Source organism: Streptomonospora nanhaiensis, from assembly GCF_026642255.1.
In the GTDB taxonomy this organism is placed as follows: Bacteria; Actinomycetota; Actinomycetes; order Streptosporangiales; family Streptosporangiaceae; genus Nocardiopsis; species Nocardiopsis tropica.
Genome location: NZ_CP113264.1, coordinates 2,021,533 through 2,043,523 on the forward strand (window position 1 = coordinate 2,021,533; position 21,991 = coordinate 2,043,523).

General features: G+C 69.2%; 17 protein-coding genes and 3 rRNA genes. 14 read left to right on the top strand and 6 right to left on the bottom strand.

Going from position 1 to position 21,991, the window contains the following annotated elements; all coding sequences use genetic code 11:
* From OUQ99_RS08895 to OUQ99_RS08930, 8 genes are all read left to right on the top strand, one after another.
* Entirely contained in the window at positions 1 to 435 is a 435-nt protein-coding gene (locus tag OUQ99_RS08895) for a roadblock/LC7 domain-containing protein (RefSeq protein WP_267948948.1), read from the top strand.
* Complete coding sequence (locus tag OUQ99_RS08900) at positions 432 to 926, top strand: DUF742 domain-containing protein (RefSeq protein WP_267948949.1); 495 nt, start codon at positions 432 to 434, stop codon at positions 924 to 926. The genes OUQ99_RS08895 and OUQ99_RS08900 overlap by 4 nt, the downstream gene beginning before the upstream one ends.
* Positions 907 to 1,503, top strand: coding sequence for a GTP-binding protein (locus OUQ99_RS08905; RefSeq protein WP_267948950.1), 597 nt, complete (start codon positions 907 to 909; stop codon positions 1,501 to 1,503). Before OUQ99_RS08900 ends, OUQ99_RS08905 begins: the two co-directional genes overlap by 20 nt.
* Positions 1,504 to 1,660: 157 nt before the next feature.
* Positions 1,661 to 2,578, top strand: coding sequence for a sirohydrochlorin chelatase (locus OUQ99_RS08910; protein WP_267948951.1), 918 nt, complete (start codon positions 1,661 to 1,663; stop codon positions 2,576 to 2,578).
* Between the two features lie 273 nt (positions 2,579 to 2,851).
* Positions 2,852 to 5,494, top strand: a complete 2,643-nt coding sequence (locus OUQ99_RS08915; RefSeq protein WP_267948952.1) for a sensor histidine kinase — start codon at positions 2,852 to 2,854, stop codon at positions 5,492 to 5,494.
* Positions 5,484 to 5,939, top strand: coding sequence for a DUF742 domain-containing protein (locus OUQ99_RS08920; RefSeq protein WP_267948953.1), 456 nt, complete (start codon positions 5,484 to 5,486; stop codon positions 5,937 to 5,939). Before OUQ99_RS08915 ends, OUQ99_RS08920 begins: the two co-directional genes overlap by 11 nt.
* A gap of 186 nt (positions 5,940 to 6,125) precedes the next feature.
* Entirely contained in the window at positions 6,126 to 7,349 is a 1,224-nt protein-coding gene (gene lhgO / locus OUQ99_RS08925; protein WP_267948954.1) for an L-2-hydroxyglutarate oxidase, read from the top strand.
* Positions 7,350 to 7,594: 245 nt separating this feature from the next.
* On the top strand, positions 7,595 to 8,005 hold the full coding sequence (locus tag OUQ99_RS08930) for a hypothetical protein (protein ID WP_344186025.1): 411 nt from the start codon (positions 7,595 to 7,597) through the stop codon (positions 8,003 to 8,005).
* Positions 8,006 to 8,054: 49 nt separating this feature from the next.
* Here the strand turns inward: OUQ99_RS08930 and OUQ99_RS08935 are convergent, their stop codons facing one another.
* The 3 genes from OUQ99_RS08935 to OUQ99_RS08945 form a co-directional block, all read right to left on the bottom strand.
* The gene (locus OUQ99_RS08935) at positions 8,055 to 8,744 is read right to left on the bottom strand and encodes an HNH endonuclease family protein (RefSeq protein ID WP_267948956.1); all 690 of its coding nucleotides are present in this window, start codon (positions 8,742 to 8,744) and stop codon (positions 8,055 to 8,057) included.
* A 418-nt stretch (positions 8,745 to 9,162) separates the two neighbouring features.
* Complete coding sequence (locus OUQ99_RS08940; protein WP_267948957.1) at positions 9,163 to 9,771, bottom strand: TetR/AcrR family transcriptional regulator; 609 nt, start codon at positions 9,769 to 9,771, stop codon at positions 9,163 to 9,165.
* Positions 9,764 to 9,979: a hypothetical protein gene (locus tag OUQ99_RS08945; protein ID WP_267948958.1), complete on the bottom strand. Its 216-nt coding sequence runs from the start codon at positions 9,977 to 9,979 to the stop codon at positions 9,764 to 9,766. The genes OUQ99_RS08940 and OUQ99_RS08945 overlap by 8 nt, the downstream gene beginning before the upstream one ends.
* Before the next feature lie 242 nt (positions 9,980 to 10,221).
* On the opposite strand from OUQ99_RS08945, the gene tyrS reads away from it, so the two are divergent.
* The 4 genes from tyrS (at position 10,222) to rrf (ending at position 17,510) form a co-directional block, all read left to right on the top strand.
* Positions 10,222 to 11,520 (top strand): tyrosine--tRNA ligase, encoded by a 1,299-nt coding sequence (gene tyrS, locus OUQ99_RS08950; RefSeq protein WP_267948959.1) that lies wholly within the window; start codon positions 10,222 to 10,224, stop codon positions 11,518 to 11,520.
* Between the two features lie 808 nt (positions 11,521 to 12,328).
* Positions 12,329 to 13,860: ribosomal RNA gene (locus OUQ99_RS08955) — 16S ribosomal RNA — on the top strand.
* A 333-nt stretch (positions 13,861 to 14,193) separates the two neighbouring features.
* Positions 14,194 to 17,287, top strand: a 23S ribosomal RNA gene (locus tag OUQ99_RS08960).
* 107 nt (positions 17,288 to 17,394) lie between these two features.
* Positions 17,395 to 17,510, top strand: a 5S ribosomal RNA gene (rrf, locus tag OUQ99_RS08965).
* The 16S, 23S and 5S rRNA genes sit together here, the layout of an rRNA operon.
* A gap of 232 nt (positions 17,511 to 17,742) precedes the next feature.
* On the opposite strand, the gene OUQ99_RS08970 is transcribed toward rrf, so the two are convergent.
* Positions 17,743 to 18,693: a hypothetical protein gene (locus tag OUQ99_RS08970; protein ID WP_267948960.1), complete on the bottom strand. Its 951-nt coding sequence runs from the start codon at positions 18,691 to 18,693 to the stop codon at positions 17,743 to 17,745.
* Between the two features lie 54 nt (positions 18,694 to 18,747).
* Here OUQ99_RS08970 and OUQ99_RS08975 point away from each other — a divergent pair, with 54 nt between their 5' ends.
* Together OUQ99_RS08975 and OUQ99_RS08980 are read left to right on the top strand one after the other, a co-directional pair.
* Complete coding sequence (locus OUQ99_RS08975; protein ID WP_267948961.1) at positions 18,748 to 19,437, top strand: tetratricopeptide repeat protein; 690 nt, start codon at positions 18,748 to 18,750, stop codon at positions 19,435 to 19,437.
* 65 nt (positions 19,438 to 19,502) lie between these two features.
* On the top strand, positions 19,503 to 19,931 hold the full coding sequence (locus OUQ99_RS08980) for an NUDIX hydrolase (RefSeq protein WP_267948962.1): 429 nt from the start codon (positions 19,503 to 19,505) through the stop codon (positions 19,929 to 19,931).
* Here OUQ99_RS08980 and OUQ99_RS08985 read toward each other — a convergent pair.
* Positions 19,907 to 20,854 (bottom strand): GNAT family N-acetyltransferase, encoded by a 948-nt coding sequence (locus OUQ99_RS08985; protein WP_267948963.1) that lies wholly within the window; start codon positions 20,852 to 20,854, stop codon positions 19,907 to 19,909. The genes OUQ99_RS08980 and OUQ99_RS08985 overlap by 25 nt on opposite strands.
* A 65-nt stretch (positions 20,855 to 20,919) precedes the next feature.
* Entirely contained in the window at positions 20,920 to 21,918 is a 999-nt protein-coding gene (locus OUQ99_RS08990) for an MBL fold metallo-hydrolase (RefSeq protein WP_267950314.1), read from the bottom strand.
* Between the last annotated feature and the right edge of the window lie 73 nt (positions 21,919 to 21,991).

A 21,991-nucleotide genomic window follows, 5' to 3' on the forward strand; every position in this document is an offset into this window, starting at 1 on the left:
ATGGTGGGCAAGAGCAACGCCGCGGACAACCTGGACTGGCTCCTCGACGACCTGGTCGACCGCGTCGTCGGCGCCGAGCACGCGATCGTGCTGTCCGCCGACGGGCTGCTGCTCGGACGCTCGCGGGGGTTGGCCTCTGACGACGCCGAGCACCTGTCGGCGCTGGCATCGGCCTTCCAGAGCCTGGCACGGGGCACGGGACGGCACTTCGGCGGCGGCGACGTCCGTCAGACCGTGGTCGAGATGGAGCACTCCTACCTCTTCGTCACCGCAGCGGGGGCGGGCGCGTGCCTGGCCGTACTGGCCAGGGAGGACGCCGATGTGGGCCTGGTGGCCTACGAGATGAACCTGCGGATCAAGAGGGTGGGCCAGTTCCTCACCGCCGCGCCGCGCAGGCCGGGGCGGCTCAGCTTCATGGGAGGTACCGGTTCGTGAACACCTCCGAGGAACAGCGCGGGACGGGGTGGACCGGTCCCGCCCCCGGCAGGCCGACGACCGGTCCGTTCCCCCGGCGACCCGCGCCGTCGTGGAACCGGGGGAGGGGGCACCCGACATCGGAGGGGCCCTCGGCGGGCGTCGGAGACGCCCCCGCCGGGTCCCTGGTGCGCCCCTACACCATGACCAGGGGCCGCACCCGGCCGCCCACGGGGCCGCGACTGGACATGATCACCATCGTGGTGGCCGCCCGGGACCGGGAGGAGCGGGCCCTGGAACCCGAGTACCAGGCGATCATGCGTCTGTGCCGCAGACCCATATCGCTGGCGGAGATCTCCGCCAGGCTCGACATTCCCCTGACGGTGGTGAGGGTGCTCCTGGGGGACCTCGTCGCCGCCGGCGACGTGCGCACCCGCGCGTCCGCGCCGGTCACACGGCTTCCCGAGAAGAAAGTACTTCAGGCGGTACTCGATGGCATCCGCAGACTCTGAGAACCGGCCGCCGGAGGCGATCCCGCAGGCCGTCAAGATCATCGTCGCCGGGGGTTTCGGCGCGGGGAAGACCACCCTGGTCTCCTCCGTCAGCGAGATCACCCCGCTCAGTACCGAGGAGGTGATGACCGAGGCCAGCTACGGGGTGGACGACCTCGGCGGGGTGGAGGAGAAGACCACCACCACGGTCGCGCTGGACTTCGGCCGGATCACGATCAACCCCGACATCGTCCTGTACCTGTTCGGCGCCCCCGGCCAGGACCGGTTCTGGTTCATGTGGGACGAACTGGCGGAGGGGGCCCTGGGGGCGATCGTCCTGGCCGACACCCGCCGCCTGCACACCTGCTTCCACGCGGTGGACTTCTTCGAGCGCAGGGGCGTGCCCTTCGTGGTGGCGGTGAACCGCTTCGACGCGTCCGCCGACTACTGCCGGGAAGAGGTCCGCGAGGCGCTGGACATCTCCGGGGAGGTGCCGATCGTCATGGCCGACGCGCGTGACCGGGAATCCTGCAAGGAGGTGCTGGTGGAGCTGGTCACCCACGTGATCCAGGGCCGAAGCCCCGCCATGAGCGGCTGATCCGGGCGAGGCGTCCCCCCGGCCCCCCACCTGGGGGACGCCTCGGTATACGTTCAGGAGACACGCCCGTGAATATGGTGTTGAACGCTACAATGTCGCGTCCGACGACCACTCTTCCGACTGGGCACCCCAATCCGCCTCTCATCTGAATCCTGGTATGCGAAACTCTGACCGACTTCCCCCACGCGAACTGCCCAAGCGGCGTTCCGGCCGCCACCGCAACCCGCTGTCCTTCGACAACTGGTTCGGCACTCCCGCGCTGATCATGGCGGTCCCGGGCACGGCCGAACAGGCCAGGGGCGCCGACGGCGAGTCGATCGGTGCCCGGATGGCAGACCTCGTGCGCGCCTACCGCCCCGAGGTGACCATCCGCTACGGGCACGTCGAGGGCGACGAACAGACCCTGGCCGAGGCGCTCGCCGACCTCGGCCCCTCGGACGAAAGGCCCCTGGGCGGCGTCATCGTCCCCTTGGTGACCGCTCCGCACCGGAGGGTCTCGGCCGCGATCGAGGACGCGGCCGTCCGGACCGGCGCCGACGTGCGCGTCACCGAGGGGCTCGGGCCGCACCCGATGCTCGCCGAGGTCCTGCACCTGCGCCTGGCCGAGGCCGGATACGTCCGGGCCGACCGCATGAGGCTGATCAGCGTGGTCGCCCGCAACACCACCATGGCGGACGGCGTCGTGGTGGGAGCCGTCGGAGGCGAGGGCGCCGTCGGGGCCGCGGGGGTGACCGCGGTCCTGCTCGCCGCCCGGCTGGGCCTGACCGTGCTGCCCGCGGACCTGGAGAACGAGGCCTCGGTGGAGCAGATCGTCGGCCAGCTGCGCCAGGGGGGCTGCCGCCGCCCGGTGATCGCCCCCAGCGCGCTCGGCCCCGAGCTGTCCGTCGAGAGGATGGAGGCGATCGCGGCGCGCTTCGGTGCCCGACTCGGCGCGTCTCTCGGCGCGGACAGCCTCCTCGGCAAGATCGCGGCCCTGCGCTACGCCGAGGTCCTCAACTCGCTGGGCGTGGAGCAGCCGCCGACGGCCGAGGAGCTGCCCGCCCCCGTGGGCTCCCGGCACCGCCCGGAGTCCTGAGGGGCGCGACACGCCGTGCCCCCGCGGGCACCGGAGAGGGTCGCGAAGGGGTCGCCCGTTGCCACGGGCGGCCCCTTCGCCGTTCCCACCTGCGGGTTCGCCGAGCCCGAGCGGCTGTGCTAGCACAGCTGACGGGATGTCGCGCGAGAGAAAAGGCAACTGCTAGTGATCATTTGACAGCATACGGCAACGATTTTTCGATAGCCTCGGCAGGGCCGAAAGCCGCCGAGGCGCCCTCCCGGGCCCCGGCATCCGCACAGGCCGGAGGGGGCCATGCGCAGAAACCGCGACAACGCTTCCACGATCCGAGGACAGCTCACCCGTATCGTGCTCATCCCGAGCCTGTGCTTCCTGGCGCTCTGGCTCGTCGTGGCCGCAGTGGGCACGGTCCAGGCGGTCCAGCTGATGGGGGCTGTCCACCAGGCCCGCGAGGGGACCGAGGTCTTCTCGCGCGCGGCCGAGGAGCTGCGCCTCGAACGCAGGCTCTCCCTCGTCTACCAGGGGCGCTTCGAGAACAGCGGGCCCGACGAGGAGGCCTCCGCCGCGCTCGACGAGCAGAGGGCGGCCACCGACGCCGCACTGTCCTCCGCCGTCGAACTGGCCGAGCGCCTGCGCGGCACCCGCGACGACGAGGTCCGGCGCAGCGCGTCCGCGGTCACGGAGAGCCCCGAGTCCCTCGCCGGGATCCGCACGCGCATCGACGAGCACGCCGCCGTGCGGGAGGAGACCCTCCTCCGCTTCGGCGAGATCCTCGACGTCACCACCGACGCGACCACCGCCCTGGTGCACACCACCGACGGCGGTGCGAACCTCACCGACGCGGTCCTGACCAGCGAGCTCCTCGGCGCGAGGGCCGAGAGCGCCACCGCCGACGCCCTGCTCGCCGGGAGCATCGCCCGGGGGGAGATGGGCTACGAGGAGACGGCGCACTTCACCTACCTGACCGCCTCCTACCGGGACACCCTGGAGTCGGCCGCGCCCGTCATGCACCCGAGCGTGCGGGAGCACTACGAGGACATGACCGCCTCGGAGGCCTGGACCCGCACAGAGGACCTCAGCCGCCAGGTGGTCACACGGTCCCCGCTCAGGGAGACCGTGTCGGACCCCGACGTGCCGGAGGCGGGGCCCGCGTCCTCCGAACTGAACACCTCCGTCGACGTCGGCGCGGAGGAGTGGGACGAGGCGTCCCCCCGGACCGTGGCCGCCCTGGACGGCCTGGCCCTCGCCCAGGCGGAGCGCACCGTCGACATGGCGTGGAGCGCGGCCCTGTTCCGCGTGTCGCTGGGCATCGCGGCGGCCGGGACGGTCCTCGCCGGCGGGGTGGTGGCCATCGCCGTGGTGAGCAGGTCCTCGCGGCGCCTGACCGTGCGCCTGCTCCGCCTGCGCGGACAGATCCTGGAGCGGGACGAGGACCTGCCCGACATCGTCGACAGGGCCCAGCGCGGCCAGAAGGTCGACGTCCACGAGGAGCTGCCGCCGCTCGACGAGTGCGGCGACGACGAGATCGGACAGGTCGCGGAGGCCTTCGACAGCGCCCAGCTCACGGCGGTGGAGGCCGCGGTGCGCCAGGCGGAGATCAGGCGGGGCGCCAACCGGGCCTTCCTCGGCATCGCCTTCCGCAACCAGAACCTGGTCCAGCGGCAGCTGCGCCTCCTCGACGAGATCGAGTACCACGAGCAGGACCCCGAGGCGCTGCGCCGCCTGTTCCGCCTGGACCACATGGCCACCCGGGCCCGGCGCTACGCCGACAACCTCATCATCCTCGGCGGAGGGCAGTCGGCTCGGCGCTGGCGGCAGCCGCACCCGCTCGTCGACGTGCTGCGCGCCGCCATCGCCGAGACCGAGGACTTCGAGCGCGTCCGCCTGACGTCCGCCCCCCGTGCGCTCATGCACGGCCAGGTGGTCGCCGACGTGGTCCACCTGCTCGCCGAGCTGGTGGAGAACGCCACCCAGTTCTCCCCGGCGGGCACCCCCGTGGACGTCAGCTGCACCCCGACCGCCGAGGGGCTGGTGGTCGAGGTCGAGGACCGCGGCCTGGGCATGTCCGACCACGGCTACGCCGCGGCCGAGCGGACGCTCCGCCGTCCTCCCGAGTTCGACGTGATGGCGCTTCCGGACGACCCCCGCCTGGGACTCTTCGTCGTCGCCCGCCTCGCCGAGCGGCACGGCGTGCGGGTGTGGCTCAGGCCGTCCCCCTACGGGGGCACCCGGGCCACGGCGCTCCTCCCCGAGTCGCTGCTGGAGCCGGTCGAGAACCCGGTGACGGTCACGGGCTCGCAGCAGGCGGTCCGTGACACCGGCGCACACCCCTCGGCCGGCTTCGGGCCGCCAGGGCCGAGCGGCCCGCAGAGCCCCGTGCCCGCACCCTGGCAGACCGGCGCCCAGAGTGTCGTCCCCGACCCCGGCCGGAGCGGTCCGCAGAGCGTCGTCCCCTCGCCCCCGGACGGCATGAGGGACGCCGACCCCGCCTACGGGTACCGCGGACCGAGGGGGGCGCCGAGCGCCCACCGCGCCGACGGGCCGTGGGACCCGGTCGACCCCGGCGGAAGGCGGATCCCCCGGACGGCCCTGCCGGTGTCCGCGCCGGGAGGCCCCGACCGCGCCCCCGGGTACGCCGCGCCCGGGGGCGGCGGGGGCGCCCCCTCCGCCGTTCCCGACCGGGGAGACCCCCGAGACCCCGCTCCGCCGACGCGGACCACCGGCCCCCAGCACGGCCTGCGGCCGAACGGTCCCGGCGTCCGGACGGGGCCGCAGGGCCCCCTCCCGCAGAGGCGCCCCGAACCGGCGCAGACGGGCGGCCCCCGGCAGCCCGCGCTGCCCAAGCGGTCGGCCCCGCGCCGGGAGGAAGGCCCCCACGGCGCCGGCGACCCCCGCATGTCCGTGCCGACACCGCCGGGGGGACACGGTGAGCACTGAAGGAACCCGCGCCCGCCGTCCCGCCGAACGGACCCCCGGGCCGGGGCCGGTCCCGGAGCGGTCGCCGGGGTGCGCCGACCGCGTGACCGAACCCGGAGGGGAGCGCTTCCTGCGCCCGTTCGCGGTGGCGGCGGGGGACCCCGGGGGCGGGGACCTCGAGGACCCGGGCGCGCACGGGATCGACCTGCTCACACTGGTCATGGCGGCCCGCACCCCCGGTCGGCGCGAGTGGCTGCGGCCCGAGCGCGAGGCCGTTCTCGAACACGCCCTGCGCGCCCGCACCGTGGTCGAGCTCGCCGCCGAGGTGGGACTGCCGGTCGGCCAGGTGAGGTGCATGGTCTCCGCCCTGGTCGCCGAGGGGGCGCTCCAGCGGTGCGGTCCCTCCCGGCCGCTCGGCAGCGGGGAGATCCTGCACGCCGTCCTCGTCGGCCTGCGCTCGCTCTGACCACGGGCCCTCGGAGGGGTCTCCGCCGGCGAGGCCGCCGGGAGGCCCCGCGGTCCCCGGCGGGGACGCGTCCACCGGCCGTCCCCGCCCGCGCGGGCCCCGGAGGGCCGACTCGTCCAGTTCGCGGGCCGCCGCGCGGCAGTCCCCGCCCGCGCGGGCCCCGGCCGGGGTTGCTAGCGTGCCGCCATGCGCAGCACCGAACACATCGGCATCATCGGAGCGGGGATCGTCGGACTCGCCCTGGCACGACGACTCGTCCTCCACCGCCCCGGCACCCGGGTCACCGTCCTGGAGAAGGAGGACCGGGTGGCCGCGCACCAGACCGGACACAACAGCGGGGTGGTCCACGCCGGGCTCTACTACCGCCCCGGCTCCCTCAAGGCCACACTCTGCCGCCGCGGGGTCGGGCTGCTCAAGGACTACTGCGCCGAGCACGGCCTGCCCTACGAGGAGGTCGGCAAGGTCCTCGTCGCCGTGGACGCCGAGGACGAGGCCCGCCTGGACGACATCGGGCGCCGGGCCCGGGAGAACGGGGTCCCGGGCGTCACGCGGCTCGGCCCCGGGGGCCTGCGCGAGATCGAGCCCCACGCGGCGGGGACCGGTGCGCTGCACTCACCGCACACGGCCGTCACCGACTTCGTGGCCGTCGCCGAACAGCTCGCCGACGACGTCCGCCGCTCCGGCGGCAGGGTCCTGCTGAACACCCCCGTCATCGACCTGCGGCAGGACCACGACGGGGTCCGCGCCCTCACGGGAGACCCCCGCGGGGAGCGGTCCGTCCACCGGTTCGACCGGCTCGTGGCCTGCGGCGGACTGCACAGCGCCCGTCTCGCACGCATGGCCGGCGCGGCGGACGACCCGCGGGTCGTGCCCTTCCGCGGCCAGTACCACGAACTCGTCCCCGAACGCCGCCACCTGGTCAACGGGCTGCTCTACCCGGTCCCCGACCCGCGGTACCCCTTCCTCGGCGTGCACCTCACCCGCCACGTCCACGGCGAGGTCATGGCGGGCCCCAACGCCATCCTCGCCACCGCACTGGAGGGCTACAGCGCCCGCGACCTGAGCACCGGCGACCTCGCGAGCACCCTGTCGTGGCCGGGGTTCTGGCGGCTGGCGCGCCGCCACTGGGCGGTCGGGGCCAGGGAGACCCTCGTGTCGGCCTCGCGCGCCGCCTTCGCCTCCCAGGCCAGGAAGCTCCTCCCCGAGCTGGTGGCGGCCGACCTGCGCCCGGCGCCGGCGGGGGTGCGCGCCCAGGCGCTGGGCCGGGACGGCGCCCTGCTCGACGACTTCCGGGTGGACACGCACGGCCGGGTCGTGTGCGTGCGCAACGCCCCCTCGCCCGCGGCGACCTCCTCACTGGCGATCGCCGAGTTCCTCACGGACACGTTCGTGCACCCGCCCCGCGGGTAGGACACGACCCGGTCCGGCGCCGCTCCCGCGAGCGCCGGGCCCGGGTTGTCCACAGGCCGGAGAACGCTCTGGCAGCGGCTTCCGCAGCGCCCCACCATGAGAGACAGCGGTGGTCCGGGACGGTCCCACGACCGTCGCCGGAGGTGAACATGTCCGTTGCCAGGTGGATCGCGGTGGCACTCGCCACCTCGCTCGCGCTCGCACTCACGGCGGCCCCGGCCGCCACCAGCCCACGAGGGGGAGAGTTGGACGGTTTCAGCATCGGGCACCTGCCCGCACAGATCGACGACCGGACCTCGGTCTCGGACTTCGACTACGAGTGGGGCGACGTGTCCTTCTCCACCCGGGTCTGGGAGAGGACGATGGAGGGGGGAGGGGTCAGGGTCCTCCTCCAGGTCCTGGTCATGCGCGGCTCCGCGCTCTCCGACCTGTCCGCCGTCCGCGACTTCCTCACCGAGTACCACGAGCGCTCGCCCGACTGGGCGCTCGAGGAGTTCGACAACAACGGCCACACCGCCCTGCGCGGCGAGACCGAGGTGTTCTGGGCGCCCGCGAAGGGCGTGGCGGTGGAGGTCCGCGACTCCTCCGGCCTCGTCGGCCAGGAGGAGCTCCTCGCCACGGCCGGGGGCATCGCGCCGAGCACGGACTCCGGCTGACCGGGCGGGGCCCCGGTCGACCGGGGCCCCGCGCCCTCGTCCGGGCGGATCAGCAACCGGAGAGGATGTCGCGCAGAGCGGACTCCTCGTCCGGGTCCACAGTCAGGTCCCACACGTGCTTGACCTCGATCCAGGACACCGCGTAGTCGCAGTGCGAGGACTCCAGCGGGGGCATCCACTCGGCGGGGTCGGCGTCCCCCTTGGACCGGTTGGTCGAGGCGCTCACCGCCCACAGCTGGGTGGAGTCCATGTCGTTGGCGAACCGGCCGCGCTCCTCGGTCGTCCACGCGTGGGCGCCGGAGCGCCAGCCCTCCTTCAGGGCGACCATGTGGTCGATGTCGATGTCCTGCGGGTCGGTGAAGGTCTCACCGTCGTAGGCGCTGTACCAGGACCCGGACACCGGCCTGCAGTCCTCGTCGGTCTCCACGGCGTCGCCGTCGCGGATCAGGACCGCCTGGCGGGTCGTGCAGTTCTCCTGGACGCCGGTGTCCCAGTGGGGGAACAGCGCGCGGTCGTACCCGGGCGGGTCGTTCTCCTCCTCGATCCGCAGTTCCTCCAGCTGGGAGCGGGCCTGCTCCACGGACGGCTCCGAGGCCGTGGCGTCGCCGCCCTGCGGCTCGGCGGCGCCCTCGGGCGCCAGGTCGATCACGCCCAGCTGGTACAGGACGAACGCGGCGACGGCGAGCACGCCGACCACGGCGGACAGTGCGCCGCCGATCTTCGACGACTTCTTGGGCATCAGGGGACTCCACAACGGGTCGGGCGCCACACGGGGGCGAAACGGTCGTGTCCATCAGCTTGGCCCATGCCCCCACCCTGCGGGAACTCCGTCCGGGGTCAGGAATCCCTCACCCGGGACGGTCCCGGGGCCCAGAACTCAGGAGGCGGTGAGGTCGTACACGAACGAGCCCACCAGGAGGAGACCGGTGCCGATGCTGTGGAGCAGGGCCCGCGTGCGGTCCGGACGGTCCCGGAGCGTGCGCCACGCGTACAGGACGGTCCCGGCCGGGACCGGCGCTCACTCCACCCCCCAGCACCGCCAGCGGAAGGAGACCAGGTCAGGCGGCTGCGTCGCGACCAGGAGCGCCCCCCATGGACAGCTCCGGGCGCGACGCCCTGACGATGCCCGCGACTCCGAAGGGTCCGGACGGCATCGCCTACCCCCGCCTCGTGTCCCCGGGTGCCGCACCCGTGCCGGGCGAGGTGGCCGGCCACTCCTGGAAGGCGCGCACGAACCCCTCCACCAGCAGCGCGTAGGACTGGTCCACGTCCTCGGGCAGACCGAAACCGCCGCGCGTCTCCAGGTCCACGAACCCGTGCAGCGCACTGCGCAGCGCCCGGATCGCGTGCACGGCCTGGTTCTCGGCGATACCGAACCCGCTCAGGACCGCTGCCAGGACCCGTACGGGGTCGGTGGCAGGCTCGGCCCCGGCCCCGGCCAGCACCGGCAGCTGCTGGAGGGCGACGTAGCGCCCGGGGTGGGCGTGCGCGTAGCGGCGGTAGGCGTCGGCCGTCGCCCGAAGGGCCTCCGGACCGGCCCGGCCCACGGTGGCGCGCTGCACCTCCTCGCCGATGCCGTTCGCGCCCAGCAGCGCCACTTCCCGCCTCAGTCCCCGCAGCCCGTCGACGTGCTTGTACAGGCTGGGCGTGGCCACCCCGAGCCGTTTGGCCACCGCGGCCAGTGACAGGGAGTCGAAACCCTCCTCGTCGCTGAGCCGCGCCGCCTCCTCGGCCACCACCGCCGGGGTCAGCCCAGCCCTAGGCACCGGCGACGCCCCCCTCGGCCAGCGCCTCCACGGCGGGCACGACCGGGCCGGGCCGTTCCCAGGCCGCGACGGCGGCGCCCGCACCGACGAGGCGGACGGAGGGGCGGTGGTCGAACACGCCGGGCACGAGGACCACGGGGGAACTGAGGCTCCCGGCTCCGCGGATGCCGCAGGCGGTCCCGCCGAGGGGGCGCTGAAGGTCGCGCACGGTCCTCCCAATATGGCTTATCTTCATAGCCAGAACGCTAATGGCATTAGCCAAAGGTGTCAACGGGGAGCGCGGGCCCACCGGGAGGCCCGCTCCGGGTCGGCCGGACCGCGCGACCAGGGGCGCCGGCGCAGCCGATAGCGTGGGGGAGGGGGAAATCCACGTGATGCCCAGCGGCATTCCGTCTAGACTCCGAGGCAGATCGGGCCCCGGGGCCCGCCTACACAACAGAGAGCAACACAGTGACCGACATCATCGACGAACTCCAGTGGCGCGGCCTGCTCGCGCAGACGACCGACCTTGACGCACTCCGCAAGGCCCTCGCCGATGGTCCGATCACCCTGTATTGCGGCTTCGACCCGACGGCGGGCAGCCTGCACGTGGGCCACCTCACCCAGATCCTCACCCTCGCGCGCTTCCAGCAGGCCGGGCACCGTCCGATCGCGCTCGTCGGCGGGGGCACAGGGCTCATCGGCGACCCGAAGCCCAGTGCGGAGCGTCGGCTCAACTCGGTGGACACCGTCCGGGGCTGGGTGGACAACCTCGCCGGGCAGCTTTCCGCGTTCCTGCGCTTCACCCCCGAGGGCGAGCAGGCGGGGCCCACCGACGCGGTGCTCGCCAACAACGGGGACTGGCTCCGCGAGATCAACGCCATCGAGCTGCTGCGCGACGTGGGCAAGCACTTCAGCGTCAACCAGATGCTGGCCCGGGAGACGGTCAAGAGCCGCCTCGACGGGGAGGGCATGAGCTACACCGAGTTCAGCTACGTGCTGCTCCAGTCCTACGACTACGTCCAGCTCTACCGGCGCTACGGCTGCACTCTCCAGACCGGCGGCTCCGACCAGTGGGGCAACATCACCGCGGGCCTGGACCTGGTCCGCCGGATGGACGGCAACGAGCCGCACGGCCAGGCGCACGGGATGACCACGAACCTGCTCACCAAGGCCGACGGCTCCAAGTTCGGCAAGACCGAGTCCGGCACCATCTGGCTCGATCCCGAACTGACCTCGCCGTACGCCTTCTACCAGTTCTGGTTCAACGCGGACGATCGGGACGTGGTCCGTTACCTGAAGACCTTCAGCTTCCTCTCGGAGGACGAGATCGCCGAGCTGGAGCGCCAGACGGAGGAGCGGCCCCAGGCCCGCGCCGCCCAGCGCACCCTGGCCGAGGGCCTCACCGCGCTGGTCCACGGCGAGGAGGAGTGCCGCAAGGTCCGGGAGGCGAGCCTGGCGCTGTTCGGCCGGGCGGACCTGTCCGAGCTGGACGGCCGGACGCTCGAAGCGGCGCTGGCCGAGGTGCCCAGGGCCGAGGTCGCGGGACCGGTCGACGGCCTGCTCGTCGCGGACCTGTTCGCGCAGAGCGGTCTGACGCCGAGCAAGTCCGCCGCCCGCCGCGCCATCCAGGAGGGCGGCGCCTACGTGAACAACGTGAAGGTCACCGACGTCGAGGCCAGGCTCGGGACCGCCGACGTCCTCCAGGGGCGCTACGTGGTGCTGCGCAAGGGCAAGCGCAACATCGGCGGTGTCGTCCTCGACGGCTGACGACGTGCTGTGGCCGTGGGCCGGCGCCCCCAGGGGCGTCGGCCCACGGCTGTGTCCGGGGCGGGTCGTCCACGAAACTTTGCGGCCGCATGGGGGTTTCGGCCGGGAATCTCCCGGGCACGATCGTCGTTGTCTGGCACAACAGGCGACGTGACACGCGGTTCCGGAACAGGAACCGGGCACGTCAGGGGCCTTCAGAAGCCGCCCGGGACGGGGCGACAGGGTCCCGGAGCGCCGGTTCCACATCGGCTCCGGGCTCTGACTTGACGTCCACCCGCACCCTCCCTATACTCGAAAAAGTCGCTGCGGCACGGCGAGCTTCCACTGGGAAGACTCGGCGCCGGTCCGCGACGGGCGACACAATCTCTTCTCTGGATCACGCGGTTCGAGCACTGTTCGGGCCATGTAAACTCAGGGAGTCGCTTCAAAAGCCCAGTCCATTCGGACAAAAGCAGACGAAGCAAACGGGCTTTACCCCGATCAGAACCACCACAAACCGCCGATTTGGCGGGGCGCGGAACACCTGATAAAGTAAAGACACAACAAAGCGGAAACGCAGACGCCTTCCACGGAAGAGCAGACGGCCGGAACGGCTGGCGCTTGTACGGGAAGAGCGGTTGTTTCTTGAGAACTCAACAGCGCGTGTTTGATTTTCTTTAAGCCATGTTTGTTTTGGCCCCGTCACCCGAACAGTGGTTCGGTGTGAAGGGTTCCTTTGATTAACCAGGGCAACCTGGTTGGTCAGGATTACTTCTAGGTTTATCCGCCCCAGGCCGACCTCACGGTCGCCGGGACGGATGGTATGACCTTTATGGAGAGTTTGATCCTGGCTCAGGACGAACGCTGGCGGCGTGCTTAACACATGCAAGTCGAGCGGTAAGGCCCTTCGGGGTACACGAGCGGCGAACGGGTGAGTAACACGTGAGCAACCTGCCCCCGACTCCGGGATAAGCGGTGGAAACGCCGTCTAATACCGGATACGACACACCGCCTCATGGCGGTGTGTGGAAAGTTTTTCGGTCGGGGATGGGCTCGCGGCCTATCAGCTTGTTGGTGGGGTAACGGCCTACCAAGGCGATTACGGGTAGCCGGCCTGAGAGGGCGACCGGCCACACTGGGACTGAGACACGGCCCAGACTCCTGCGGGAGGCAGCAGTGGGGAATATTGCGCAATGGGCGAAAGCCTGACGCAGCGACGCCGCGTGGGGGATGACGGCCTTCGGGTTGTAAACCTCTTTTACCACCAACGCAGGCTCCCAGTTCTCTGGGGGTTGACGGTAGGTGGGGAATAAGGACCGGCTAACTACGTGCCAGCAGCCGCGGTAATACGTAGGGTCCGAGCGTTGTCCGGAATTATTGGGCGTAAAGAGCTCGTAGGCGGCGTGTCACGTCTGCTGTGAAAGACCGGGGCTTAACTCCGGTTCTGCAGTGGATACGGGCATGCTAGAGGTAGGTAGGGGAGACTGGAATTCCTGGTGTAGCGGTGAAATGCGCAGATATCAGGAGGAACACCGGTGGCGAAGGCGGGTCTCTGGGCCTTACCTGACGCTGAGGAGCGAAAGCATGGGGAGCGAACAGGATTAGATACCCTGGTAGTCCATGCCGTAAACGTTGGGCGCTAGGTGTGGGGACTTTCCACGGTTTCCGCGCCGCAGCTAACGCATTAAGCGCCCCGCCTGGGGAGTACGGCCGCAAGGCTAAAACTCAAAGGAATTGACGGGGGCCCGCACAAGCGGCGGAGCATGTTGCTTAATTCGACGCAACGCGAAGAACCTTACCAAGGTTTGACATCGCCCGTGGACCTGTAGAGATACAGGGTCATTTAGTTGGTGGGTGACAGGTGGTGCATGGCTGTCGTCAGCTCGTGTCGTGAGATGTTGGGTTAAGTCCCGCAACGAGCGCAACCCCTATTCTATGTTGCCAGCACGTCATGGTGGGGACTCATAGGAGACTGCCGGGGTCAACTCGGAGGAAGGTGGGGACGACGTCAAGTCATCATGCCCCTTATGTCTTGGGCTGCAAACATGCTACAATGGCCGGTACAATGGGCGTGCGAGACCGCAAGGTGGAGCGAATCCCTAAAAGCCGGTCTCAGTTCGGATTGGGGTCTGCAACTCGACCCCATGAAGGTGGAGTCGCTAGTAATCGCGGATCAGCAACGCCGCGGTGAATACGTTCCCGGGCCTTGTACACACCGCCCGTCACGTCATGAAAGTCGGCAACACCCGAAACTTGTGGCCTAACCCTTCGGGGAGGGAATGAGTGAAGGTGGGGCTGGCGATTGGGACGAAGTCGTAACAAGGTAGCCGTACCGGAAGGTGCGGCTGGATCACCTCCTTTCTAAGGAGTCTTTGAAGACCAGCTCTTCCTATGGCTGGTCGGACTCGTAAGTGGACCCGTTCGGGTCGGTCTTCGGATCGCCTGTTTTCGGGAGTGGCTGTAAGAGAATCAGGCTTTGCCTCCGGCGACTAGAAGCGTCGGGGGGCGCGCTGTTGGGTGTCTGAGGAAGCAACCTCGACCATCTGGCCCTCCTTGTGGGGGCGGGTGGTCGGTTTGTTTCCCGCGGACCACCTCTGCGAACTCTCGGGGTTTGTTTCCCGGTGTGAGGTAGTGGGGATTGTGGTTGGTGTTTTGACTTGTGAATAGTGTGCGCGAGCATCTTGTTATCTGTAGTGGCCAAGTGATAGTGGCACACGGTGGATGCCTTGGCATCAGGCGCCGATGAAGGACGCGGGAGGCCGCGATAGGCCACGGGGAGCTGTCAACCGAGCTTTGATCCGTGGGTGTCCGAATGGGGAAACCTAGCCCGAGTTGTGTCGGGTTGCCGCTACCTGAATGTATAGGGTAGTTGGTGGTGACGCGGGGAAGTGAAACATCTCAGTACCCGTAGGAAGAGTAAACAACAGTGATTCCCCTAGTAGTGGTGAGCGAACGGGGAAGAGGCTAAACCGTGCGCGTGTGATAGACGGCAGTCGTTGCGTGTGCGGGGTTGTGGGATGCACCTTTCCAGGTCTGCCGACGTGGAGCGCTGAGTGATTCTTTTAGCTGAATCCGTTGGGAAGCGGAACCGTAGTGGGTGAGAGTCCCGTAGGTGAAGGAAGAGTCTAGGCGTTGGTGTTCTCCCGAGTAGCGCGGAGCCCGAGAAATTCCGTGTGAATCTGGCAGGACCACCTGCTAAGCCAAAATACGTCCTGATGACCGATAGTGCACTAGTACCGTGAGGGAAAGGTGAAAAGTGCCCCGGTGAGGGGTCGTGAAATAGTACCTGAAACCGTGTGCTGTCAAGCCGTCAGAGCTGAAGCTTGTCTTTGGTGATGGCGTGCCTTTTGAAGAATGAGCCTGCGAGTCATGGTGTGTGGCGAGGTTAACCCGGGTGGGGTAGCCGTAGGGAAACCGAGTCTGAATAGGGCGTTTGAGTCGCATGCTGTGGACCCGAAGCGGAGTGATCTACCCATGTCCAGGGTGAAGCGGGGGTAAGACCTCGTGGAGGCCCGAACCCACCAGGGTTGAAAACCTGGGGGATGAGGTGTGGGTAGGGGTGAAAGGCCAATCAAACTCCGTGATAGCTGGTTCTCCCCGAAATGCATTTAGGTGCAGCGTCGCGTGTTTCTTGCTGGAGGTAGAGCTACTGTTTGGCTGATGGGCCCTACAAGGTTACTGACGTCAGACAAACTCCGAATGCCGGTTAAGTGAAGCGCGGCAGTGAGACTGCGGGGGATAAGCTTCGTAGTCGAGAGGGAAACAGCCCAGATCATCAGCTAAGGCCCCTAAGCGTGTGCTAAGTGGGAAAGGTTGTGGAGTTGCTGAGACAACCAGGAGGTTGGCTTAGAAGCAGCCATCCTTTAAAGAGTGCGTAATAGCTCACTGGTCAAGTGGTTCTGCGCCGATAATGTAGCGGGGCTTAAGCACACCGCCGAAGCTGTGGATGCCAACCTTGTGTTGGTGTGGTAGGGGAGCGTCGTGCATCCGGTGAAGCTGCCGAGTGATCGTGTGGTGGAGGGTGTGCGAGTGAGAATGCAGGCATGAGTAGCGAAAGCAACGTGAGAAACGTTGCCGCCGATTGACTAAGGGTTCCTGGGGCAGGTTAATCCGCCCAGGGTGAGTCTGGACCTAAGGCGAGGCCGACAGGCGTAGTCGATGGATAACGGGTTGATATTCCCGTACCCGTGCACGAGCGCCCAGTATCGAATCAGGTGATGCTAACCACGCTGGTTCTTGGTGGTTCCTTCGGGAACTGCCTCTGGACCGGTCTGGGATCCGAGCTTGTAGTAGGTAAGTGATGGGGTGACGCAGGAGGGTAGCTCTACCCGGCGGTGGTTGTCCGGGGGTAAGCGTGTAGGCTGGGGGGTTGGCAAATCCGCCCCCTGTTGAGGCTGAGACGTGATGCCGAGCCGTTTTCGGTGAAGTGAGTGATCCCATGCTGTCGAGAAAAGCCTCTAGCGAGTTCGTGTGTGGCCAGTACCCTAAACCGACGCAGGTGGTCAGGTAGAGAATACCGAGGCGTTCGGGTGAACCATGGTTAAGGAACTCGGCAAATTGTCCCCGTAACTTCGGGAGAAGGGGAGCCCTGTCTGGTGATGGCCTTTGCGGTCTGAGCTGGGTGGGGTCGCAGATAGCGGGGGGAAGCGACTGTTTATTAAAAACACAGGTCCGTGCGAAGTCGTAAGACGCTGTATACGGACTGACGCCTGCCCGGTGCTGGAACGTTAAGAGGACCGGTTAGTGGGAGTTCGCTCCTGCGAAGCTGGGAATCTAAGCGCCAGTAAACGGCGGTGGTAACTATAACCATCCTAAGGTAGCGAAATTCCTTGTCGGGTAAGTTCCGACCTGCACGAATGGCGTAACGACTTCCCCACTGTCTCAACCATGGGCCCGGTGAAATTGCACTACGAGTAAAGATGCTCGTTTCGCGCAGCAGGACGGAAAGACCCCGGGACCTTCACTATAGCTTGACATTGGTGTTTGGGATGGTTTGTGTAGGATAGGTGGGAGCCGGTGAAGCTGTCACGCTAGTGGCGGTGGAGGCGTTGGTGAAATACCACTCTGACTGTTTCGGGCATCTAACCTTGGACCGTGATCCGGTTCGGGGACAGTGTCTGGTGGGTAGTTTAACTGGGGCGGTTGCCTCCCAAAGAGTAACGGAGGCGCCCAAAGGTTCCCTCAGCCTGGTTGGTAATCAGGTGTTGAGTGTAAGTGCACAAGGGAGCTTGACTGTGAGACGGACGTGTCGAGCAGGAGCGAAAGCTGGGACTAGTGATCCGGCACCGGCGTGTGGAAGCGGTGTCGCTCAACGGCTAAAAGGTACCCCGGGGATAACAGGCTGATCTTCCCCAAGAGTCCATATCGACGGGATGGTTTGGCACCTCGATGTCGGCTCGTCGCATCCTGGGGCTGGAGTTGGTCCCAAGGGTTGGGCTGTTCGCCCATTAAAGCGGCACGCGAGCTGGGTTTAGAACGTCGTGAGACAGTTCGGTCCCTATCCGCTGTGCGCGTTGGAGACTTGAGAAGGGCTGTCCCTAGTACGAGAGGACCGGGACGGACGAACCTCTGGTGTGCCAGTTGTCCTGCCAAGGGCATGGCTGGTTGGCTACGTTCGGGAGGGATAACCGCTGAAAGCATCTAAGCGGGAAGCTTGCTTCGAGATGAGGTCTCCTGCCTCCTTTGAGAGGGTAAGGCTCCCTGTAGACGACGGGGTTGATAGGCCGGGTGTGGAAGCCCTGTGAGGGGTGGAGCTGACCGGTACTAATAGGCCGAGGGCTTGTCCGCTGCAGATAATTGGATGTTCGCGCACACTTTTCACGGAGTTTCGGCTCGCTGTGATCCCCTTGCACTGGGTTGTGGTGTGGGGTGTGGGTCTGGTGGGTTGTTGGTTTCCGTGGTGGTTATTGCTGGAGGGTCACACCCGGTCTCTTTCCGAACCCGGTCGTTAAGTCTCCTTGCGCTGATGGTACTGCCCTGTGGTGGGGTGGGAGAGTAGGTCGCTGCCACGGTTTTTTGTTGGGGAGGGGGTTGCCTTGTGGGCGGCCCCCTCCTTTTTTGTGTGTGGGGTGGTTCTTTGGGGGCTGTCTTGGCCCTCTTTTTTTGTGCCTGTGCTTGTGCGTTTGTGAAAGGGGTGTTGTGCGGGATGGCCGTGGAGAGAGTTCCCACTGGTCGGCGGAGTCGGGTGGCCGGCGCTTTGGCGGTGGGCGGCGATGTCATGTCGTAAGCTGGAGGGCACGAGTACTATGACGCGCTGCTACTGCTCAAGGTGGCAGCGCTTTTGAGTGTTGACGGACGGGTTGGATGACTGAGGACAGCCGATCGGGAGACCGCGAGGACTCCGGAGCAAACGAGCATGGTGGTGACCGCTCCGGCGAGCCTGGCGGTCGGGGACGTGGTGAAGGACCCCGCTCCCGATCCGGCTACAGCGGCTCCTGGGACGACAGAGGCGACGACCGGCGGGATGATCGCGGTGGCTCCCGGGGCCGTGACGACAGTCGGGGCGGGGGTTACCGCGGAGGAGACCGCCGTGACGACCGTGCTCCGCAGGGGGACCGCGGTGGTTTCCGCGGGCGGGACGACCGTGGCCCCCAGGGCGATCGCGGTGGTTTCCGCGGGCGGGACGATCGCGCTCCGCAGGGTGAGCGTCGTGGCGGCGGTGGTTTCCGCCGTGACGACCGCGCTCCCCAGGGGGACCGCGGTGGCTATCGCGGGCGGGACGACCGTGGCCCCCAGGGGGACCGTGGTGGCTATCGCGGGCGGGACGACCGTGGCCCCCAGGGGGACCGTGGTGGCTATCGCGGACGCGACGACCGTGCCCCGCAGGGGGACCGTGGTGGCTATCGCGGGCGGGACGACCGTGCTCCGCAGGGTGAGCGTCGTGGCGGTGGAGGTTTCCGCCGTGACGACCGCGCTCCCCAGGGGGACCGCGGTGGTTTCCGCGGACGCGACGACCGTGCCCCGCAGGGCGACCGTGGTGGTTTCCGCGGGCGGGACGACCGTGGTGGTGGAGGTTTCCGGGGCGGGGACCGCCGTGACGACCGGCGCGGAGGAGGTGGCTTCCGGGGCCGGGACGACCGGCGCGACGACCGTCGCCCTCCCCGTGAGGACCGCGACCCCGCCGACATCCCGCCGCAGCTTCCGGAGGAGGCCACCTTCTCCCAGCTCGACCCCGAGACCCGGCGTGACCTCCACTCGCTGCCCAAGTCCCTGGCCGAGCTCATCGGCAAGCACATCGTCGCCGCAGGCATGCTCCTGGACGAGGACCCCGAGCGGGCCTACGCCCATGCCGCCTACGCCCGCCGCAAGGCGTCGCGTGTCCCCGGTGTGCGCGAGGCCTCCGGTGTGGCCGCCTACACCGTCGGCAAGTGGCAGGAGGCCCTGTCGGACCTGCGGGCCGCACGCCGGATGAGCGGCCGGGACAGCTTCCTCGCCATCATGGCCGACTGCGAGCGCGGTCTGGGCCGACCCGAGCGGGCGCTGGAGATCACCGGCGACCCCGCCGCGGCCTCCTTGGACACCGCCGACCGCATCGAGCTGCGGATCGTCGCCGCGGGCGCGCGCCGCGACATGGGTGACGCCAAGGCCGCACTGGCGGAACTCCAGGTTCCGGAGCTCAAGGAGCGCCGGGCCCGTCCGTGGGTCGCCCGCCTGTTCTACGCCTACGCCGACGTCCTGGAGGAGCTGGGCCGCGAGGACGACGCACGTGAGTACTTCTCGCGGGCCTCGGCCGTGGACAGCGATGGTGTGACCGACGCCGACGAGAGGCTGGCCGCGATCGAGGGCGTCGAGCTGGTCGACGTCGACACCGAGGACGGGATCGTCTGGACCGACGCCGAGGAGCAGGAGCTCCCGGAGGCCGACGAGGCCCCCGCCGGCGAGGGCCGTGACCGTCGTGACGACCGCGGCGGCGGCCGGGCACCGCGGGACAGGTACTGAGCCCGTTCCGGGACACCGACGGCACCGCGCCGCCGGGCGGTGAACAGCCGCTCGGCGGCGCCGTCGTGCGCCTGGGGGCGCTCCCCGGAGCCCACGACTCGGTGGTCTGCCTGACCTACGACGGCGACCGCCCCCTGCTCGTCCGCCACAGGGACCGGGGCTGGGAGTTCCCGGGAGGCCATTGCGAACCCGGCGAGACGGTCGAGGACACCGCCCGGCGGGAGGCGCGCGAAGAGGCGGGCGCCACCCTGGGCGAGGTCGGGGTCGTGGGCCACTACGTCCTCGCGAGCGGGCACGTCACCGTCGTCACCCACGCCCGGGTGACCGGGCTGGAACCCCTGAGCGGGGATTTCGAGACCGTGGGGGTGCGGTCCTTCGACGTCCTGCCCGCCGACCGGGAGCTGTCCTGGGCGGACGGCGTCTACGCGCACCTCCTGCGGGAGCTGGGGCTGCCCGGGGCCCCGGCCGCTCAGCCCCCGACCGCCCTGGAGTAGACGGTCGCGGCTGCGACCGGTTCGTACCCGAGCCGCCGGTTGACGGCCAGCATCGGCGCGTTGTCCTCGTGGTTCCCGGTGTAGGCGCGCTCGGCGCCCCGGTCCCGGGCCAGGTGCAGGGCCGCGGTCTTCGCGTAGCCGGCGAGACCCCGCCCGCGGTACTCGCGCAGGACCCCCGTCATCGCCGACTCGACGCGGCTGCCGCCGTCGGACGTGTAGCAGGTCATACCGACCGGTGCGCCGTCGACCAGGATCACCTGGCTCACGGCGTGGTCGTTGTCCGGGCGGGGCCACACGGTGGAGCGCCACTCGTCGTAGGACATGAACCGGCCGTCGTTGTCCGCGCCGGGCTCGTCGGCGGTGGTGAGGCGGTCGATGTCGTAGACGGGCCGCGGGTCGTCCGCGAACCGCTCGAAGGGGCGGAGCTCCACCCCCTCGGGCGCGGGCGGGACCTCCGGCAGGTCCTCCAGGTCCAGGCCCAGGACGTGATGGCTCTCGACCGGGCTGTAGCCGCGCTCCGCCAGCAGTGCCGCGAAGTCCTCTCCGCCGACCTGCACGCCCTCCCCGGCCGCCTCCGCCCGCAGGCTCCCGGCCCCCCGCGCGACCAGGACGGCCTCCGAGGCGTCCAGGAGGCGGGAGTCGAGGCCGGTGCCCAGATGCGTCGCGGCGACCGAGGCGAGGACCGACACCCCGGTCCTCGGGGTGGCCTCTCCGCCGCGCCGGAGTACGGCGCGTATGTGGCCGACCACGCTCCCGTCCTCCTCCACGGCGATGAGGACGGTCTCCTCGAACTCGGCCGAAGGGTGGTCCAGCCGCCAGAGGACGACCTCCTCCGTCAGCACGCGGCACGGGTTCGTCCGGTGGAGGAGGGAGAAGAGACCGGGTGTGTCGGCCCGTCGGGCCTGGCGGATCTCGACTGTCATGCGGCGAGACTAGGTGAGCCCGACGGGGGCCGCACCCCCTTTTCCGCAAGGCCGGGGTCCGAGCCTCAGGAGCGCTCCCCGTCCGCCTTCCGCTCGGCCTGCTCCTGCGCGAGCCGGTCCAGCCAGTGCACGATGCCGGACACGTTGGTCTCCGGTCCGGCGAGGATGTCGAGGACCGCGGCGGACTCCGGCGGTGCGTCGGCGGGGAGCGGGCTGTACCTGGAGACCACCTTGTCCCGGACCATGGCGATGGCGTGGTCGAGGTCCCCGGTGGTCCCGTGGGACTCGCGCACCGTCTCCACCCACAGGCGGAGTTCGCCCTCGGCCTTGTCGAGGGTCTCCGGGACCGCCGTGACCGCACCGAAGTGGGAGAACATCAGCCGCTGGGCGCCGATGTCCCCGAAGAGCCGGAGGGTGCGCAGGCACGCGTCCAGGTCGAAGTCCGGCGGCGGGGTGGCGGGGCTGACGTCCCCGGTGAGCGGCCTGTACACGCCCAGCGCGTCGCCGACGTAGAGGTCGCCGGTGAGGGAGTCCACCAGGCCCATGTGGTGCTTGGCGTGTCCGGGCGCGTAGTGGGAGACGAGTGTTCGGCCGCCGCCGAGGTCGATCTCACCCGTCTCGCCCACAGCGCGGATCCGCGCGGCGTCGGTGGGGCTCATGTGCCCGAACAGGGTCTCCAACCTGTCGCCCCACACCATGGCGGCGCTGGCCATCAGCCGGCTCGGGTCGGCCAGGTGGCGGGCGCCGCGCTCGTGCACCACGATCTCGGCGTTGGGGAACAGGGCGGCCATGTCACCGGTGCCGCCCGCGTGGTCCAGGTGGATGTGGGTGACGACGATGGTGGCCAGGTCCTCGGGTGCGAGCCCCAGGCGCGTGACGGCGCCGTGCAGGACGCGGGCCGAGGCGGCGGTGCCGACCTCGACGACGCAGGGCCGTTCGGACCGGATGAGGTAGCTCGACACGACCCCCGGGTATCCGGCGAGCATCGTGTCGATGGCGAAGATGTCGTCGCCCAGGGGGGTGATCCCCTCGGGCGGACCGCTCACGTCCACGTCGTCGTGCACGGCAAGCACCCCTGTTCCCTCGGTTGTGTGCGGTACGGGAAGGACCTGTCCCGAACCGAATCCGACTCTAGGA

Excerpts from the sequence above, each read along its gene's own strand:
- OUQ99_RS08975 (WP_267948961.1), top strand. The coding sequence starts at position 18,748 with ATGCTCCTGGACGAGGACCCCGAGCGGGCCTACGCCCATGCCGCCTAC.
- OUQ99_RS08915 (WP_267948952.1), top strand. The coding sequence starts at position 2,852 with ATGCGCAGAAACCGCGACAACGCTTCCACGATCCGAGGACAGCTCACC.
- OUQ99_RS08895 (WP_267948948.1), top strand. The coding sequence starts at position 1 with ATGGTGGGCAAGAGCAACGCCGCGGACAACCTGGACTGGCTCCTCGAC.
- OUQ99_RS08985 (WP_267948963.1), bottom strand. The coding sequence starts at position 20,854 with ATGACAGTCGAGATCCGCCAGGCCCGACGGGCCGACACACCCGGTCTC.
- OUQ99_RS08905 (WP_267948950.1), top strand. The coding sequence starts at position 907 with ATGGCATCCGCAGACTCTGAGAACCGGCCGCCGGAGGCGATCCCGCAG.
- OUQ99_RS08935 (WP_267948956.1), bottom strand. The coding sequence starts at position 8,744 with ATGCCCAAGAAGTCGTCGAAGATCGGCGGCGCACTGTCCGCCGTGGTC.
- OUQ99_RS08910 (WP_267948951.1), top strand. The coding sequence starts at position 1,661 with ATGCGAAACTCTGACCGACTTCCCCCACGCGAACTGCCCAAGCGGCGT.
- lhgO (WP_267948954.1), top strand. The coding sequence starts at position 6,126 with ATGCGCAGCACCGAACACATCGGCATCATCGGAGCGGGGATCGTCGGA.